This window comes from Opitutaceae bacterium TAV5, from assembly GCA_000242935.3.
GTDB lineage: Bacteria > Verrucomicrobiota > Verrucomicrobiia > Opitutales > Opitutaceae > Geminisphaera.
In genome coordinates, this window is sequence record CP007053.1 from 4,075,946 (window position 1) to 4,092,430 (window position 16,485).

The window sequence follows — 16,485 nt, forward strand, 5'->3', positions numbered from 1 at the left end:
CGGGGGGGGGAGTCCTGGGCGGGGCGGGGTCAGTAGGGCCAGTAGTAGTTGCGGTTGCGCATCTCGCCGGGTTTGAAGGCGCGCACGCTGCCATCGAGAAACACCGCCTGGCAGAGGCCGTTGTGACGGTAGCGGAAATAACCGGCGCTGGCGTCGTCATCGGCATCGGGGTCCGTGGCGGGGGAAAGGATGGCGTCGGGGTTGGACGGGATGGGGCGGGCGTTCCAGATAAAACCGTGGGATGCGCTTTTGGAGGACAAGGAGGAAATCTGGGCTCCATCGCCAAAAAAGATGATCTGCGAGCGGTCGGGGACGGCGTCGAGGCGGGGTTCGGGCGTGGTGGCGTTGACCGCGGCAAGGGTCTTGTTGATGGAGTAGGTGAATCTCGGATACTTGATGCGCGCCGGCACCGGGATTTGCGAGGCGGGACAAATGAAGAGGGGTAGCGTGGCGGTCGATCCCTGGTCGCCGGTTTCGCCTCCGGCCCAGGGGCGGAGCAGCCAGTTGTAGCCTTTGTCCTGGTCGTCGCCGCGGTAGGGAAACAGTCTGCCGCGATTTTCCTCCACATAAAGGAGACCGGCGACGCCGAGTTGCCGGAGGTTGCTGCGACAACTCGCGGCGCGGGCGGTGGAGCGCACTTTGGAAACGGTGGGGATGATGATCGCCGCGAGGATGCCGATGATGGCGATCACGGTCAGGAGTTCGACCAGAGTGAATCCGCGCACGACGGATGACAGGCGGGCGGACCGGAGACGGGGGATTTTGTGTGTGGGGTTCATGGTGAGGGTGGAGACGAATTCGCCAGCCGGTGGAGCGCCTTGCGCATCGCCCACGCGTTTGCGGTTCCGTTCATGTCGCTTTGCGCGCCCGCGCGGGCAACACGACGGGGAGACAGGTAGAGATCGTTGGGTGAAATGTAGTAGCGGCCGACAAAGCTGGAAAAGGCTCCGTCGGGGCACCGATAGCGGGTGAGTTCGGTCAGCGAGGTGTCGATGACGGTGCGAAACTCTTCCGGAGTGAGGGGGAGTCCGGTTTGGCGCACAAGCGCGGCCAGCATTTCGGCGGCGTTGCGGATGAAGAAGATTTTGTCCGTCACCGGTTCACTCCGATACCAGGCGAGCGTGCTTTTCCGGAGCCGGGCGGCGAGGGGGACGGGACGACCGACGTTGTTGCAGAAGGAAACGAACTTGAACGCCCCCGAAAGGCGCACGCTCATGGAGCCTCCCCTGACGAGCCCGGTGTCGGGATTCTGGCGGGCGCGGATGTTGCGCAAGGCTTCATCGACCAGGGCGCGCTGCAAGGCGGGCTCCTGGGCGCGAATCAGGCGGGCCTGAGAGGAGAGCTGGTCGAGGGCGGTCCAGGCATTGTCCCACGGGCGCGCGTCCAGCCATTCCCGGAAGGCTTCGACCGAGGCGAGGTGCGCGGGGACCGCCGGGGTGGTGGCCGCGGCAGCGGCCGTTTTGCGCACAAACAGGAGGCCGATTCCCGCCATGGCCGGGGGAGGGGGGGCCGCCGTCACCGCCGATTTCCCGGGCCCGTGCTCTCCGGGCAACGGATGGAGCGGTTTGGCGCCGAGATGACGGAGTCCGTTGACGGAAAAGAGAAGCGCGCGGCCCATCGTCCGCGTGCTATCTTTCATTTCCGGATACGCGGGGTCGGAAAAGTATCCGGTTTCCGGATCCTGACGCGACTGGAAGAACCGCACGAGGGCGTCTTTCCGGGTGGGGGGCAGTCCGGCCAGTTGCCCGGCGTCGTTCAGCATCAGCACCGCGAAATACGTGGACTGGATATCCGCCGCGTAGGGGTGTTCCTCGCGTTGCTGTTTCAGTCCGGTTGTTTCGAAAAAGCCGCCGGTTTTTTCGTCGGCCAGGCTGAGAATCCACGGAACCACACCGGCAAACGCGGCATCCAGGCGTTGCAGTGCGTCGGCCACCGTTGCGTCGGCTGCCGTCGCATCGGTGGCTGGCTGCACGTTGGCGACGGCTGCGCTGGCCGCGATCCCGGCGATGAGAAATGCGGCAAGGCCGGCGCGGACGAGGGTGGTGCAACTTGGGGAATGGCCGTTCATGGCGGGGTTCCGGTCGGGAAATTCAACTGCGGTCGTGGCGGGAGCGGATGCGGCAGAGGCCGGCGACGGCAAGAGCGCCGAGGGCGAGGAGGAGGGCGTTGGTGGCGGGTTCGGGAATGGGGGTGAGGGTGCCGGTAAGGGTGATGTTGCCGAAGTCAACGGACCGATCGATGGAATCGGTCTGGATATAGATGCGGAATTCAACTTCGGTGCCACCGGCGATGTTCTTGAAGGCGGAATCGGTGAGGGTGACGGAGTAGTCTTTCAGCCCTTCGCTGCGGATGGGCAGAGTGCCGGGGAAACCGGATTGGTTCCTCCGGTCAAAGAGAAGGACATTGGCGTAGGCACTTCCGACGGGAGCGGTGAATTGGGTGAGATCGGAAAATACATAGAAGGCGCGATGGGTGCCGGCAGAGCCGCCAGCAGCGGCCTGAAGCGAAAGCGTGTCGATTGAGAGCCTGTAGCCCTCTTCGACCGTGAGTTTGATGGACAGATAAGTGGCATTGGAGAGAACGGTTGAAACAGAATAGGAGGTTTGGGCAGTGCCGGGAAGCAGGGTGATGGCACGGTTGCTGCCGTAGGTATAATAGCCGCTACCGGTTCCGGTCCCGAGATTGTTGAGTGTGATCGCGCCGGCACTGACGCCGGTGGCGATGCTGGCGGCATCGGGTTTGAGGAGGTCGCCGGTGTCTTCGAAATCGTAAGTGACGAGGGTGACAGCCGGCAGCGTGGCGGCGGCGAGGCCGGCGGCAAGGGCGAGCGTGAGGAGGCGGGCGGTGTTCATGGCGAGAGCGTTGTTCGGATTGTTCTGGTTGCGGGCAGGACGGGGAGAAAAACGTCCGGACCAACGATGCCCGGGGAACCGGAAGAGGTCGAACGCTTCGTGGTGCACGCTTGTGCACCGGCTGATTATCTGCTGGTTACGTGATCATGAATTCTGCTTCCGGGAGGGTGACCATCCAGCAACTGGCGCGGAGCCTGGGCCTGCACCACAGCACGGTGTCGCGGGCCTTGAGCGGGCATCCGAAAATCGCGCCGGAGACGGGACGGCGTGTGCGCGAACTGGCGGAAAAGCTGGACTACCGGCCCGATCCTTACCTGGCGGGTTTGTCCGCTTACCAGCGCGGACGGCAAGCGGCGCGCTTCACGGGCACGCTGGCGTGGGTGACGAACTGGCCGACGCGCGACGGGTGGCGGAGCAACCACGCCTTCCCGCAGTATCTCGAGGGGGCGCGGCGGCGGGCCGACGCGCTGGGCTACAAGGTCGAGGAATTCTGGATACGGGAACAGGGGCACAGTCCGGACGCAGCGTTGCGGGTGTTGCGGGCGCGGGGCGTGCAGGGGCTTTTGTGGGTGCCGCAGCCGGAGTCGCACACGAGGCTGGATGCGGACCTGTCGCGATTCTCGGCGGTGACGTTCGGGTTCACGCTGGAATCGCCGGCACTGCACACGGTGACGAGCCACGCTTACCGGACAATGATTGCGTTGCTGGAGAGATTGACGGCTCTCGGCTATCGCCGGCCGGGGCTGGCGGCGTCGGCGTTTTGCGAGGAGCGGGTGAACCGGATGTGGTCGGCGGCGTTCTGGGCGTTCGAGGCGCAGCGCGGAAAGCGGCGCGGCGTGGTGCCGCCGCTGGTCATGGAAACGCCGACGGCGGCGGAGCTTCAGGCGTGGGTCAGGAGACAGCGTCCGGATGTGGTGATCGTCACCGATCTCGCGGACATGCAGGCGTGGATCGAGGAGGGAGGCTGGAAAATACCGGAGGAAATCGGCGTGGTGCCGACCATCACGTCGGACAATTCGTTTCTGTCGGGCATGAACGAAAACGGTCCCGTGATCGGCGCCGCCGCCGTGGACCTGCTGGTGAGCATGCTGCACCGCAACGAGCGCGGCGTGCCGGAGCATCCCCAGCGGGTGATGATCGACGCCACCTGGGTCGACGGGAAAAGCGTGCGGACGCAGCAAAAGGGGGGAAACAAGACAAAAGCCGACCTCGCCGCCTGATTCGCATAAAGATGTGCGTGCCTCACACGCGAGGTGCTGGAATAATCCCGTTATGCATCGTCTGTTCCTTTTCTCTCCCGGCTGTGTTCTGTGGGTGCTGGCGCTGGCGTGTTCATTCTGGCCCGCGCCGGCCGGTGCGTGGGACTATGAGGGGCACCGGATCGTCAACCAGCTCGCCTTGGCGGGGCTGCCGCCGGAGTTTCCGGCGTTTGTCCGCGAGCCGGCCAACGCCGAGCGCATCGCCTTCCTCGCCGGCGAGCCCGACCGCTGGCGCAATGTCGAGGACGGGCCGCTTCGCCACGCGCAGGCGCCGGATCATTTTTTCGACATCGAATATCCCGTCGAGGGCGGCCTGCCGCTGGCGAAGCTGAGCGAGTTCCGGCAGGTGTTTGCCGGACAACTCGCCGAGGCCCGCAAGGCGCATCCGTCGGCGTATCCGAAATCCGGCGCCAGGGACAAGGACCGCACGCAGGATCTCGTCGGTTTCCTGCCGTGGGCGATCGCGGAAAACTACGCGCGGGTGAAATCCGCCTTCACCTACCTGAAGGCTTACGAAGCGCTGGGCACGCCGGAGGAGATCGCCAACGCCCGGGCCAACGTCGTTTACCAGATGGGCCTGCTCGGCCACTACCTCGGCGACGGCGCGCAGCCGCTGCACACGACCCGGCACTTCAACGGCTGGTCGGAAGGCGTGCCCAATCCGCGCGGTTTCACCACGCGGCGCACGCTGCATTCGTGGATCGATGGCGGTTACCTTGCCGCCGCGCAGATCACGGCGGCGGACCTGTTGCCGCGCGCGCTTCGCGCCGACCCCCTGGCGCTGCCCGCTGGCGGCAAGAGGCCGGAGGGGGGGCGCGATCCGGTGTTCGAGGCGGCGCTCGCCTGGCTGGCTCGCCAGCACGAACAGGTCGTGCCGCTCTACGAACTGGAGAAAGCCGGCGAGCTGAACGCTCCGCCCGCGACGCGCAAGGGACGGGCGTTCATCGAGCAGCGTTTGCTTGAAGGCGGCCGCGCCCTGGCCGCTTTCTGGCTCACCGCCTGGCGCGAGGCGGGGCAGGATTTTTATCTCACCACCCAGCTCAGGAAACGCCGCGAGGCGGCGGAGTGAGGATCGCCCCGGGGCAGGGTTTCGCCTCGCCCCGGGTTCGCTCTTGAGCCCGGGGCGTATCCGCGTTTTGGCTTCGTGCCGTGCCGACTCCTCCCGACCGCTCCGACCATGAACCTGCCACCTCTGCCCGACGCACCCGCGAGCCCTGGCCCATGAAGTGGGTCGCGCTGGCGATCCTGGTCTGCATCGTGCCGTACACCTGGATCTCGCTGCGCTATCGCAAGGAGGCGCCCTCCTATGAACCGGCCCAGGCCCAGGCCGGACGCGCCGACAGCCACCAGCACCTTGTCCTCGAGGCCGAGCACCCGGCGCCTCCGCGCGACGAGTTGCCTCCGGACGCCTTTATTATCGGCCGTGCCATGCCGACCCCGATCCCGGCCGGGCTGCCGGAGGGGCTGCTGAAAATCATCGGCATCGAGCCGCGCCTGCCGGAATCCGTCGCCGCCGTGAGCACGCCCGCCGAGGTCACGGCGGTGGCGCCGGTGCAGATCCGTTTTTCCTGCCGTGTGGCGAGCGATCGCGATGTGCTTGGCGGCGCCGAGGTCTACATCAAGGAAAACGCCATCGTCATCCTCCCGACCTTCGAGGAACTCGAGGGCGAACTGGCCGTCCGCTCGCGCAACGAACCGGTGCTTGTCACCCTTCCCGCCGGCACCCTCAAGCCCGGGGTGACATACGACGTGCGCCTCATGGCGGCGAGCAACGGTTTTGCGTGGAACTGGGTCGTCCGGTGAGCCGCCCGGCATGGAGAGAGGGGGAGGGTGCGCGCCCAGGAGGGGCCGGCAGTCGCTTCCTTGACGTGGGGGCCGCATTCGCCGACAACTCCCGGTCACGCTTCCTGCGTCGCACACGTCAATGATCCACAATGAGCAGCAACGGTAACGCCCATCCGCCGGCCTCCGCTTCCGCCAGCCCGGCCGCCTCCGCGCCCGCCGCGGGGGTCGCCTCCGGCACGCACGCGATCAAGCCCGCCGACCTTCGCGGCATCCTCAACTACGTGCCGCGTTTCCAGGGGCAGATCTTCGTGATCGCCGTCGACGGCTCCATCGTGGCCGACGAGAATTTCAGCAACCTGCTCGTCGATATCGCCGTGCTCCGCAGCCTCGGCATCCGGGTCGTGATCGTCCACGGCATCGGCCGGCAGATCGGGGAACTCTCGGTGGCGCGCCACATCCCCATCTCCAACCACGACGGCACCGGCGTCACCGACGCCGCCACGCTCGACCTCGCCGTCCGCGCCTCGGCCCGCGTCTCGCAACTCATCATGGAAGGCCTGACGCAGAACGCGCTGAAGTGCGCCATCACCAATGCGGTGCGCGCGCTTCCCGTCGGCATCATCCGCGGTGTGGACCAGCAGTTCACCGGCAAGGTGGATCGCATCGACAAGGAGTTTGTCGATCACCTCCTCGGCGCCGCCATCCTCCCGATCATCCAGCCGGTCGGCTACGCGCCGGACGGGCGGCCGTTCCGGATCAACTCCGACCTGCTGGCGAGCGAGGTCGCGGAGGCGCTCGGCGCTTCGAAAATCATTTACCTGGTGCCGCGCGGCGGGCTCGAAATCGATGGCGAGGTACGCCGCGATATCGCTGTGGAATCGCTGCGGCAGCTCCTCGCGACACCGGCCGGGGCCGGCCGCATCGCCGGCGAATGCCGGAGCAAGGCGACCCATGCCGTGCGCGCCATCGCCGCGGGGGTGCCGCGCGTGCACATCGTGGACGGCCGGGCCTACGACGGGCTGATCAACGAGATTTTTTCCAACGAGGGCGTCGGCACGCTGATCTACGGCAACGATTACCAGCAGATCCGCCAGGCGCGCAAAAGCGACACGCGCTTCATCTGGAGCCTCACGCGGGCGGCCGTGCGCCGCGAGGAGCTGCTGCACCGCACCCAGCAGGCCATCGAGAAAAACATCGACCAGTTTTTCGTTTACGAGATCGACGAGAACATCATCGCCTGCGTCACCCTCTGGTTTTACACGGACCGGCCGGAACTGGCCGAAGTGGGTTCGCTTTACGTGATGCCTTTTTACCAGAATCGCGGCGTGGGCCGGAAGCTGGTGGACTACGCCTGCCTGCGTGCGAAGGAGCGGGGGGCGAAGACCGTGGTGGCGCTTTCGACGCAGAGTTTTTCGTTCTTCACGTCGATCATGGGCTTCGAGGAGGCGGACAAGTCGATCCTGCCCGAGGCGCGGCTGCGGAGTTACGAGGACAGCGGCCGGAATGCGAAGGTGCTGCGCAAGGGGTTGTAGGATCGGACTCCCGGTGTCTTCCGGGTTACTCCGGCACCTCTGGTGGTTTTGATTTTACACAAAGGACGCAAAGGGCGCGAAGGACGAAAGTCGGAAACCTCTTCCTGTGGCTGTTGCTTCTTCGCGTCCTTTGCGAGCTTCGTGTAAAAATGCCGGGGGAGGCGGGATGCCGGTATCACTCCTCCAGCTCGACGTTCCAGTAAGCCAGATCGAGGAAGTCTTTCCAGCGTTCGCGCTGCTGGTTGCTGAGGACGAGCGAGATCACCGGGCGCCATTTGGGGCGGACGGGCTTGCGGATGAGCCGCATGCGGGCCTCGTGCGGCAGGCGGTTGGCCTTGCGCGAATTGCACGGGATGCACGAACACACGATGTTTTCCCAGGTGGTGCGTCCGCCGCGATCGCGCGGGATGACGTGGTCGAGGTTGAGATCCTCGCGGTTGAAAATCTGGCCGCAATACTGACAGGTGTCCTTGTCGCGCTCGAAGACGTTGTTGCGCGTCAGCTTGACCTCCTTGCGCGGCAGTTTGTCGAACCAGGTGAGCAGGATGACGCGGGGCAGGCGGATGACGGTGCGGGGGGTGTGCACCATGTCGAGTTCCTCGACCGGGGGGTTGTGCCGGGAGAAATCCATCCAGTCCATGAAGCTGAACACGCGAAAGTCGTCCTCGTGATGGTGGACGACGTTGGCGTGTCCTCGCGCGAGAAGCGCGAAGGCCCGTTTGGCGCCGATGACGTTCACGGCCTGCCAAAGGCGATTCAGAACCAGCACAGGTTGTTCGAGCACGGCCTCCATATCGGGGCCATTCGGCTAAAGACCTCTGGCAACGGTGTCAAGAGAGGCGTGAGGAGCGTTTGAGGGACGCGGGGCAGGATTCCCGGTAGCGGAACGCATCGAGGCATGTCCGGATTGACCCGGAAGAAGCAGCGCGGCTTTGTCATGAACATGATTTACGTGCTGCCGGGCATGGGTGCTGACAACCGGATGTATGCCGGATCCTGGCGCAAGTTGCCGGACTGCGTTTTTCTGGACTGGCCGGCGTATGCCGGGGAAACGTCGCTCGCGGCCGTGGCGCGGCGGGTGGTGGACGAGGCCGGGATCGGCGATGACGCGGTGGTGGTCGGCACGTCGCTGGGCGGGATGGTGGCATGCGAGATCGCGAAAATCCGGCGGGTGCGGCAACTGGTGCTGGTGGCGAGCGCGGTGCGCAAGGAAGAGGTCAGCCGCGTGCTGGCGGCGCTTCGTCCGCTGGCCGGGCTGCTCCCGGGCGGTTGGGTGAAGGTGGTGACGGGAAACCTGCTGAAGTCGCTGGCGGGCGGGTTACGCGAAGCCGAACGGGATGTAGTGCGCGAGGCGGTGCGGATGTATGTGGAAAGCGATCCGTGTTTCGTGCGGGCGATGTGCCGGGCGATTTTCCGATGGGAGGGGTTTGATGTGCAGGCGGCGAGGGAGTCGGGCGTAACCGTTCTCCGGTTACACGGGAAACGGGATCGCGTGCTTCTGCCATCGGGAGATGTCGATGCATGGCTGGAGGGCGGGCACCTGATTACGATGACGCACGCGAGGGAGTGTATAGAGTTTTTGTGGAGATTGTACGGTCCGGCCGAGGAGGGGTGGACGGGCGGAGGTAAAGGGGTTTCGTGAGATGAGGACAGGCGGAGGCGTTAGGAGCATTATGGACGACGAGGAAGAGAAGCATGCTCCGGGATGTCGGACGGGAATGCCGGATTGCCCGGCGCGAAGGCCGCGCCGCTGACAGTCAGGTCGTCGATCTTGCCGCGATAGTTGGCGTAGTCCTTGTAACCGCCGCCGACAAACCAGGTCGAGTTGCCGTAACTGCGGGCCGGACGGATCGGGGCCTCGGCGTCGAGTCGGTCGTTGATGTAAATGCGGAGACATGTGCTGTCGTTGGTCACACGCAGACGGCTCCATTGGCCGAACGGGAGTGAGGTTTTGCTGACGAGTTTTTCAACGGGAACAGTTTCGTTGCCGTCACGGATGACCTCTACACGACCGTCAGGGAAAAGGTTGATGTTGACGGCGTCGCTCCAGCCTCGTCTGCCGATGATCGACTGGACGGCGACGGGGCCGGGGTCGGGATTCAGCATGAAGTCGACGGTGGCATTGCCGATGGGCCACGTGCGGAGGCGCATCCTGACCGGCTGGCTACCGTCCAGATCGAGGAATTTTCCCGGTCTCCCGGCTTGTTCCGAAAACCGGGACGTCGGGATGGTTACAGGCATGTCGCCCAGAGCGTCGCGTCCGTGGCCATCGAAATTCCAGTGTCCGGAACGAATGGACTCCGGCGGTATTTGTGTGGGAACAATCGATGGGGTGCGAAAGGGGATGTCTTTGGAGAGGTATTCGGATTCTCCTTTCATGCCGCTCGCGCCTGAGCTGGTTTCAAGGTTGATCGAGGTTTCCACGACGGTTGCCGGCAACAGCCTGTTTTTGGGGGCAAAGGGATAGATGATGTCCGAGAGGGCAACCCGTCCGTCCGTGGTTTCGTAGCGTACGTAAAACATGTCGGAAACCCGTTGTGCGGGGCTGAGCAGCGACACCGTGTAGTTCCCCTTCCGGATATTCAGCGGAGCATGATTCTGGATGGTCGGGTCTGCCGGGAAAAACTCTACCTGCAGATTTCCGTAGTGCAGGAGTTCTTTCGTGGCGAGCTCGCGGGCTGTCATGCGCAGGGGCTCCTTCCCGGGCGAGGTGAAGGTGAATTGTGTATCGGGTCTTACAGCACAGAGAACTCCGGAGGGAGCCCAGGCTTGTGCGCGGCGGGAGGCCAGCGAGCCGGGCGCGATGGAAAAGTCAGGAGAAGTTTTTTCGGAAAATTTCCTGACGGCGTTCAGAAACTCGCCGGTATCGGTGGTGATGGTGTAGTCCTGCGCGCCTTTGAGGTAGAGGCTCATCAGGGTTTTGCCATGGGTTGACGGGCTGATGGGGGCGACAGGGCGGTCGTTGCGAAAAAGTGTGGCGCTGGCGATTCCTCCGGCGACCCCGGCCTCGAAGGTGACGCTGGCTTCGATTGTTTCGGGGGATGTGGCGCGGATGGTCAGGGTGTTTTGCAGATTCAGGTATTGGCGGACGGGAACTTTTACGGTCACCGCGTTTTGCTGCCAGCCGTTGACGAGCAGGATGGGTGGAAGCCCGGTGGTGTGTTCAAATCCCGGGCTACTGATGGTGATTTCCGGGACAAGGAAGGGCGAACGGGCGAGACGGCTTGTGGGGACCAGCCATTCGGTCCGGTCAAATTCGGAGGGGTTAAGGTCTTGAGTGTTGAGAACGGCGGCGGTTTCCCCGTCGCGGTCCAGCAGGCGGCCTTTTACGGAAACGGGGCCGCGGGCGAGGCTGGGGAGGTTGATGGCTTCGATGCGCAACAGGGTGCCGGGGATCACTTCACGGTGCCAGGCGAGACAGACTTCGGGCAGCGGCGAGGTAGGGGCGATGCCTTTGAAGTTGTCGGCATAGGCTTTGGTAAGAAGCGGATTGGCCGTGGTGAACAGCATGGGAAGGAGGCTGGTTTCATCGTGGTCGTTCCATGTGGTGAAGTGCAGCCAGTGGTCGCGGCCTTGGCGGACGAGTTCAAAGGTCTTGTGCAACTGGTCGAAGCCCTGGTGGGGTTGGTAGAAATCGTTTCGTCCGTTGAGCCAGGCGCCGTAGTAGCCGTGGACCATGGCCGGCATCCAGGGTTTCCCCACTTCGTCCGCGACAGTGGCGATCAGACCGGCGGTATAGTCGCGGGGCATGCCGTCCAGGCCGCGAAAACCGAAGGCATAGGCGGCGTCTGCGTTGGCAAGCTGGGTGGCCAGCCACTCACGGGTCTGCTTTTGGTAGCTTCTGGCAACGTGGGCGACGAGGTAGATGTCGTGTCCTTTGTCGTGGAGTCGGGTGCGGATGGTCTGCCATTCGTCCGGTGTCCATTGCGACCAGGTGTAGGTGGCGACGACGGGTTTGTTGTGGTGGCGCGGGTAGTTGGGGTGGTCGCCGAAGAGGCGGAGCATGCGGTCGAGTTCGTTGACCTGGCGCGCGACGGTGGTTTTCACGTCGAGGCAAAGTGCGACGAGAAAATCGCTGCCTTCGGCGGCCTTGAGCATTTCGTGCAGGGTGTCGCTGTAGCTGGTGAAGTCCCTGGTTTTGCTGAAGACAACATCCACCAGAAAACCGTCGATTCCCTGAGCCTTGGCCTGGCGAAATTCTTCGGCCCAGTCGGCCCGGTTGTCGCCGGTGGAGCGAAAGAGCGGGTAGTTGTAGTAGTTGGGAACCGTGATGGATGAGTTGAGCGGTGTATGCCAGGGGGTGTAATGGGCCCACACCCGTGTTTTGTCGGCAACGTCTTCGGCGGATGAGGTGACGGGAGCACAGAGGGGGATAAAAGAGGCTGCCAGGATTGGCAGGATTCGGCGAATGTTGTTTTTCCGTTCTGTCATTTGAAACAAGATACAAAATCGAAACCGTTTTGGCGGTTGCGGGACTTTTGGGAAATCAGGGAGGAGGGAGGGAGACGGGCGGGCGTCAGTTGTTGGCGGGCCAGGTCCAGTTTTCGTTGGTGATATTGGCGGGACGCTGGTTGACGTGACCGTCCACGTAGAGAACGCAACGGGTGACGTTGTCGGGGCGGGTGGCATCCACCGGAGTTCCTTTGCCGGAATGCGGGTAGTGCCACCAGACTTTCGGGTCGTTGGGCCAGTCAATGATGCTCGACGAGTCCAGACTGGCGCTGACGTTTTGTTCGGTCATGAGAACGTCACGACCGGGGGCCGAAGATTGAGTGATCCGTGTGGGGGCTGGGTTGGCGGGGATTTGTTTCCGGGAAACAAATCCGTTATAGAGGCGGTGGGCGGTGGGAATCGGGTCCCCTTTTTTGGCACGGTATTCGGAGCAGGCAAAGACGGCGTATCCATTGGTGTAGGGACTGATTTGGTAAACCCAGCTTTGGGGATCGGTGTTGACAGAGGAGGCTGTCTGGACGGGCAGGGCGTCTTTGTGGTCTCCTGCGTAGGCGAGAAAGGCGATGCCGATCTGGCGTGTGGCCGAGAGGCATCTGGTTTTGCGAGCGGTTTCGCGGACTTTGCCGACCACCGGAATGATGATCGCGGCCAGGATGCCGATGATCGCGATCACGGTAAGAAGTTCGATCAGCGTGAAGGCACGCGGGCGCGGACAGGTGAAACGAACCAATGGGCTGACGGGCGAGGGAGGGTGTGGCGCGGGGTTCATGGCTGATGTGAAAGAGGGCGAGGGGGGCTCGGGGGACGGCAGCGGGAAAGATGAATCGCTCGCAGGCGCCGTGCCGTCCCACACTAAAAAGTATCGAATTATCGGTTACGATGCCTGAATTGGCGACAGGCAATGGCGAAAAGAAGGATACCCGCTCCTGCCAGGACGGCCGTGGTGGCGGGTTCCGGAACCACCTGAGCACCGGTGATCTTGTACCAGTTCTGGTTCGCGCTGGTGCTCGTCCAGGAGGAAGGGCTGGTGCCACCGGCCAGGGAACCCCAAAGGGTGTTTGGAATGGCCGTGGCTCCCGCGCCGGTGGGAAGGACGGAAGGGTTGCCGACTGTCCATCTGAGTGATCCGTCTGCAACGCGGGGCACGATATAGTAGGTGGTGTTGGCGCTCAGCGTGACGGCGTTGGTGGAGGTGAAGGTGAAGTTGCTGGTAGCGCCGGCAGAGATGGCGTCCGAAGTGATGAATGTGGCGAGGGCGGTATCGAGTTTTCCGCCGGTGTTGACTGACCAGAGTTCCACGGAAATGGCGGTCGGGGCACTCGATGCATCCACGGTAAGGCGAAGCTGGATGTCGGTGACGAGATAGCTGTCGGCCCCCATGGTGAATCCGACTGCCTTGCTGCCCACGTTGTTGATGGTGGCAGCCGTGCCGGAGGCGGTTGTCCAGGAATCCAGGTTGCCGATGACGGTGGCCGCCCGGGCGGTGGCGGTGGTCAGGGTGATCATTGCAGTGAGCGCGGCCAACGTGAGGAGTTTTTTGATATGCGTTTTCATATGAATATGTGGGTTTTGCGGGTGAGAAAAAATGGATTGCAGGCTTGCCAGCAGTTAACAATGGCCACTGAGTCGAACGCGTTCAGATTTTCGCCAGCAGGCTTGCCGCAAATGCCCCCCGACGCTGCCTTGGCGGCATTCCGCAAGGTCCTTAAACCATGCCACGTCCCACGCTTCGCCAGATTGCCCGTAAGGCCGGGGTGTCGTTGTCCACCGTTTCCTATGCGCTGAGGCAGCACGCGAATGTGTCGCCCGAAATGCAAAAACGGGTCGCAGCGGTGGCGGCAAAGCTGGGTTATGCAACGGATCCCCGCCTGATGTCCTTGATGGCTCATGTGCGCGCGGCGCGGATGGATGAGAAACGCGAGGTACTGGCGCTGGTTTGGCCGGAGCAGTCGCGGGAATCGACACGGGAGAGCCTGTATTTTCACTGGGTATACGGGGGAGTGGCGGAGCGCGCGGAACAGCTTGGTTTTTCGGTGGAGGAATTCTGGCCACACCAGGAGCACATGCCGTTGACGCGTTTGCTGGATGTGCTGTTCGCACGCGGCATTTACGGGCTGGTGTTTGCTCCGGCATCGCATCCGCCGACGGGAATCGAAACGGCGGATTTCTCGCGTGTGGCCGTAGCCAAGATCGGCCTGGCAGAGTGGCCGGTGCGGTTTCATCTTTCCGCGCACAATCATTTTATGGGGATGACGCTGGCGATGAGGGCCTTGGCGGCGGCGGGGTTTCGGCGTCCGGCGGCGCTCGTGCGGAAGCACGTCCATGACCTGAACCTTGGAGCGTATGAAGCGGCATTTCTCCAGAATCATCCATGCCGTGGCACGCAGAAAGGCAGACGGTTGGCGGAGCGGTTGTTTTTGCTGATGGCGGATCCGCGAAGCCTGGAGGGGGTGAAGGAGTGGTTGTTGAGGGAGGAGCCGGATGTGCTGCTTTGCAGTGATATCGCACCGTGGCCGGCGTCAATGGAGTCGCGGATGCCGCGTGTGCGCTGGGCATCGCTGTTGAGATCGGCGGAGACCGGGGGCGCTGGCGTCGAACAGGAGTATGCGCAGGTCGCAGCCAACGCGGTGGACCTGGTCATGGAGCAACTGAACCGGAATGAACGGGGAATCCCGTCAATACCCAAGACATTGCTTACCAATGGCAGGTGGCACGGCTGGGGAAAGGGTGCAGGTGAAAATAGCGGCGCGGGATGCCGCGGCGTCGAAAGCGGAAAGATTACCGCGTGAGCTTGCGATACTTGATGCGGTGGGGTTGGTCGGCGTCCTTGCCTTTGCGGCGGCGGTAGTCTTCGAGGTAGGACGTGTAGTTGCCGGCGAACCAGTGGACGGTGCTGTCGCCTTCGAAGGCGAGGATGTGCGTGGCCACGCGGTCGAGGAACCAGCGGTCGTGCGAGACGACCACGGCGCAGCCGGCGAAGGTTTCGAGGCCGTCCTCGAGGGCGCGGATGGAGTTGACGTCGAGGTCGTTGGTCGGCTCGTCGAGGAGGATCAGGTTGGCGCCGCTCTTGAGCAGACGGGCGAGGTGCACGCGGTTGCGTTCGCCGCCGGAGAGGATACCGACTTTTTTTTGCTGGTCGGCTCCGGTGAAACCGAACTGGGCGCAGTAGGCGCGGGCGTTGATTTCGCGGCTGCCGCCGAGTTTTAAGGTTTCTTCGCCGTCGCTGATGGCTTCGTAGATGGTTTGCCCATCGGGGAGGCTGTCGCGGGATTGGTCGACGTGCGCAATCTTGACCGTGGGGCCGACGCGGAGTTCGCCGGTATCGGGTTTTTCGGCACCGGTGATGAGACGGAAAAGCGTGGTCTTGCCGGCGCCGTTGGGGCCGATGACGCCGACGATGCCGCCGGGAGGAAGCGCGAAGGTGAGGTTTTCGAAGAGAAGTTTGTCGCCGTAGGCCTTGCCGACCTTGTCGGCTTCGACGACGAGGTTGCCGAGACGGGGGCCGGCGGGGATGAGAATTTCGAACTCCTTTTCTTTTTCGGTGGTGTTCTCCTTCAGCATCGACTCGTAGGCGTTGATGCGGGCCTGCGACTTGGCCTGGCGGGCGCGGGCGGACTGGCGGATCCATTCGAGCTCGCGGGCCATGGCTTTCTGACGGCGGTTGTCGGTGCGTTGCTCGACGGCGAGGCGGCGCTGTTTTTGTTCGAGCCAGCCGCTGTAGTTGCCTTTCCAGGGGATGCCATGGCCGTGGTCGAGTTCGAGGATCCACTGCGCGACGTTGTCGAGGAAGTAGCGGTCGTGGGTGACGGCGATGATGGTGCCTTCGTAACGCGAGAGGTGTTGCTCGAGCCACTGGACGCTTTCGGCGTCGAGGTGATTGGTCGGTTCGTCGAGGAGGAGGATGTCGGGTTTCCGGAGGAGGAGGCGGGCGAGGGCGACGCGGCGGCGCTCGCCGCCGGAGAGAATTTTGTTGTCAACGACCTGGTCGCCGGGCGGGCAGCGGAGGGCGTCCATGGCCATGTCGACGAGGGCGGCGGTGTCCCAGGCGTTGAGGTGGTCGATCTGTTCCTGGAGTTTTTGTTGTTTGTCGGCGATGGCGTCGCGGGCGGCGTCGTCGGGGGCTTCGGCGAGTTCGTCCCAGGAAGCGTCGTAGGCGTCGGTGAGGGCTTTGAGGTGCGCCACGCCTTCCTCGACGCATTCACGGACGGTTTTGCCGGGAGTGAGTTGCGGTTCCTGTTCGAGCAGGCCGACGGTGTAGCCGGGTTCGAAGTGCAGGTGGCCGTCGAATTCGGTGTCGCGTCCGGCGAGCAGGCGCATGAGCGAGGACTTGCCGGAGCCGTTGAAACCGAGGACGCCGATTTTCGCGCCGTAGTAGAAGGAGAGCGAGATGTCGCAGAGGATTTCCTTGCGCTCGATTTTCTTCGAGACGCGGATCATGGAAAAGATGATTTTCGGTTCGTCGGACATGGCGGCTTTTTTTTAACCACTAATGGACACGGATGATCACTGATGAAGGCAAGGGAGGGGAACCGCTAAAGAACGCTGAAGAACGCTAAAACCGAACCGGGTATGGACGGAACAAAAGGGTTTGGTTTTAGCGGATTT

Annotated in this window: 14 protein-coding genes; 6 read left to right on the forward strand and 8 right to left on the reverse strand. The window is 63.4% G+C overall.

Translation table 11 applies throughout. The annotated features are described in order from the left end of the window. Nucleotides 1–29 precede the first annotated feature (29 nt). Genes OPIT5_17500 through OPIT5_17510 form a run of 3 tightly spaced genes read right to left on the reverse strand, consistent with a single transcriptional unit; the run spans nt 30 to nt 2,852 of the window. A complete protein-coding gene (locus tag OPIT5_17500; GenBank protein AHF91745.1) occupies nt 30–779 on the reverse strand; it encodes an N-terminal cleavage protein in 750 nt (249 codons plus the stop codon). Further along, a complete protein-coding gene (locus OPIT5_17505; protein ID AHF91746.1) occupies nt 776–2,068 on the reverse strand; it encodes a hypothetical protein in 1,293 nt (430 codons plus the stop codon). Before OPIT5_17505 ends, OPIT5_17500 begins: the two co-directional genes overlap by 4 nt. Before the next feature lie 22 nt (nt 2,069–2,090). Beyond that, the gene (locus tag OPIT5_17510; protein AHF91747.1) at nt 2,091–2,852 is read right to left on the reverse strand and encodes an anchor protein; all 762 of its coding nucleotides are present in this window, start codon (nt 2,850–2,852) and stop codon (nt 2,091–2,093) included. Between the two features lie 146 nt (nt 2,853–2,998). Between OPIT5_17510 and OPIT5_17515 the strand changes: the two genes are divergently transcribed. The 4 genes from OPIT5_17515 (at nt 2,999) to OPIT5_17530 (ending at nt 7,428) form a co-directional block, all read left to right on the forward strand. Beyond that, nucleotides 2,999–4,072, forward strand: coding sequence for a LacI family transcriptional regulator (locus tag OPIT5_17515; protein AHF91748.1), 1,074 nt, complete (start codon nt 2,999–3,001; stop codon nt 4,070–4,072). A gap of 52 nt (nt 4,073–4,124) precedes the next feature. Continuing rightward, entirely contained in the window at nt 4,125–5,180 is a 1,056-nt protein-coding gene (locus OPIT5_17520; protein ID AHF91749.1) for a hypothetical protein, read from the forward strand. Between the two features lie 80 nt (nt 5,181–5,260). Then, a complete protein-coding gene (locus OPIT5_17525; GenBank protein ID AHF91750.1) occupies nt 5,261–5,914 on the forward strand; it encodes a hypothetical protein in 654 nt (217 codons plus the stop codon). Between the two features lie 227 nt (nt 5,915–6,141). Next, nucleotides 6,142–7,428 carry an N-acetylglutamate synthase gene (locus OPIT5_17530; protein ID AHF91751.1) on the forward strand — a complete coding sequence of 429 codons (1,287 nt, stop codon included), beginning with the start codon at nt 6,142–6,144 and terminating at the stop codon, nt 7,426–7,428. Nucleotides 7,429–7,603: 175 nt separating this feature from the next. Here the strand turns inward: OPIT5_17530 and OPIT5_17535 are convergent, their stop codons facing one another. Continuing rightward, nucleotides 7,604–8,221, reverse strand: coding sequence for an HNH endonuclease (locus OPIT5_17535; GenBank protein AHF91752.1), 618 nt, complete (start codon nt 8,219–8,221; stop codon nt 7,604–7,606). A gap of 105 nt (nt 8,222–8,326) precedes the next feature. On the opposite strand from OPIT5_17535, the gene OPIT5_17540 reads away from it, so the two are divergent. Beyond that, complete coding sequence (locus OPIT5_17540) at nt 8,327–9,070, forward strand: hypothetical protein (GenBank protein ID AHF94488.1); 744 nt, start codon at nt 8,327–8,329, stop codon at nt 9,068–9,070. A 29-nt stretch (nt 9,071–9,099) separates the two neighbouring features. Here the strand turns inward: OPIT5_17540 and OPIT5_17545 are convergent, their stop codons facing one another. The 3 genes from OPIT5_17545 to OPIT5_17555 form a co-directional block, all read right to left on the reverse strand. Next, the gene (locus OPIT5_17545; GenBank protein AHF91753.1) at nt 9,100–11,859 is read right to left on the reverse strand and encodes a laminin G domain-containing protein; all 2,760 of its coding nucleotides are present in this window, start codon (nt 11,857–11,859) and stop codon (nt 9,100–9,102) included. Between the two features lie 85 nt (nt 11,860–11,944). Further along, on the reverse strand, nt 11,945–12,610 hold the full coding sequence (locus OPIT5_17550) for an N-terminal cleavage protein (GenBank protein AHF91754.1): 666 nt from the start codon (nt 12,608–12,610) through the stop codon (nt 11,945–11,947). Nucleotides 12,611–12,747: 137 nt separating this feature from the next. Beyond that, nucleotides 12,748–13,434, reverse strand: a complete 687-nt coding sequence (locus OPIT5_17555) for a hypothetical protein (protein AHF94489.1) — start codon at nt 13,432–13,434, stop codon at nt 12,748–12,750. A 158-nt stretch (nt 13,435–13,592) separates the two neighbouring features. On the opposite strand from OPIT5_17555, the gene OPIT5_17560 reads away from it, so the two are divergent. Then, entirely contained in the window at nt 13,593–14,669 is a 1,077-nt protein-coding gene (locus OPIT5_17560) for a hypothetical protein (protein AHF94490.1), read from the forward strand. Here the strand turns inward: OPIT5_17560 and OPIT5_17565 are convergent. Beyond that, complete coding sequence (locus OPIT5_17565; GenBank protein ID AHF91755.1) at nt 14,659–16,347, reverse strand: heme ABC transporter ATP-binding protein; 1,689 nt, start codon at nt 16,345–16,347, stop codon at nt 14,659–14,661. The genes OPIT5_17560 and OPIT5_17565 overlap by 11 nt on opposite strands. Between the last annotated feature and the right edge of the window lie 138 nt (nt 16,348–16,485).

Excerpts from the sequence above, each read along its gene's own strand:
- OPIT5_17500 (AHF91745.1), bottom strand. The coding sequence starts at position 779 with ATGAACCCCACACACAAAATCCCCCGTCTCCGGTCCGCCCGCCTGTCA.
- OPIT5_17505 (AHF91746.1), bottom strand. The coding sequence starts at position 2,068 with ATGAACGGCCATTCCCCAAGTTGCACCACCCTCGTCCGCGCCGGCCTT.
- OPIT5_17510 (AHF91747.1), bottom strand. The coding sequence starts at position 2,852 with ATGAACACCGCCCGCCTCCTCACGCTCGCCCTTGCCGCCGGCCTCGCC.
- OPIT5_17515 (AHF91748.1), top strand. The coding sequence starts at position 2,999 with ATGAATTCTGCTTCCGGGAGGGTGACCATCCAGCAACTGGCGCGGAGC.
- OPIT5_17520 (AHF91749.1), top strand. The coding sequence starts at position 4,125 with ATGCATCGTCTGTTCCTTTTCTCTCCCGGCTGTGTTCTGTGGGTGCTG.
- OPIT5_17535 (AHF91752.1), bottom strand. The coding sequence starts at position 8,221 with ATGGAGGCCGTGCTCGAACAACCTGTGCTGGTTCTGAATCGCCTTTGG.
- OPIT5_17540 (AHF94488.1), top strand. The coding sequence starts at position 8,327 with ATGTCCGGATTGACCCGGAAGAAGCAGCGCGGCTTTGTCATGAACATG.
- OPIT5_17545 (AHF91753.1), bottom strand. The coding sequence starts at position 11,859 with ATGACAGAACGGAAAAACAACATTCGCCGAATCCTGCCAATCCTGGCA.
- OPIT5_17555 (AHF94489.1), bottom strand. The coding sequence starts at position 13,434 with ATGAAAACGCATATCAAAAAACTCCTCACGTTGGCCGCGCTCACTGCA.
- OPIT5_17560 (AHF94490.1), top strand. The coding sequence starts at position 13,593 with ATGCCACGTCCCACGCTTCGCCAGATTGCCCGTAAGGCCGGGGTGTCG.
- OPIT5_17565 (AHF91755.1), bottom strand. The coding sequence starts at position 16,347 with ATGTCCGACGAACCGAAAATCATCTTTTCCATGATCCGCGTCTCGAAG.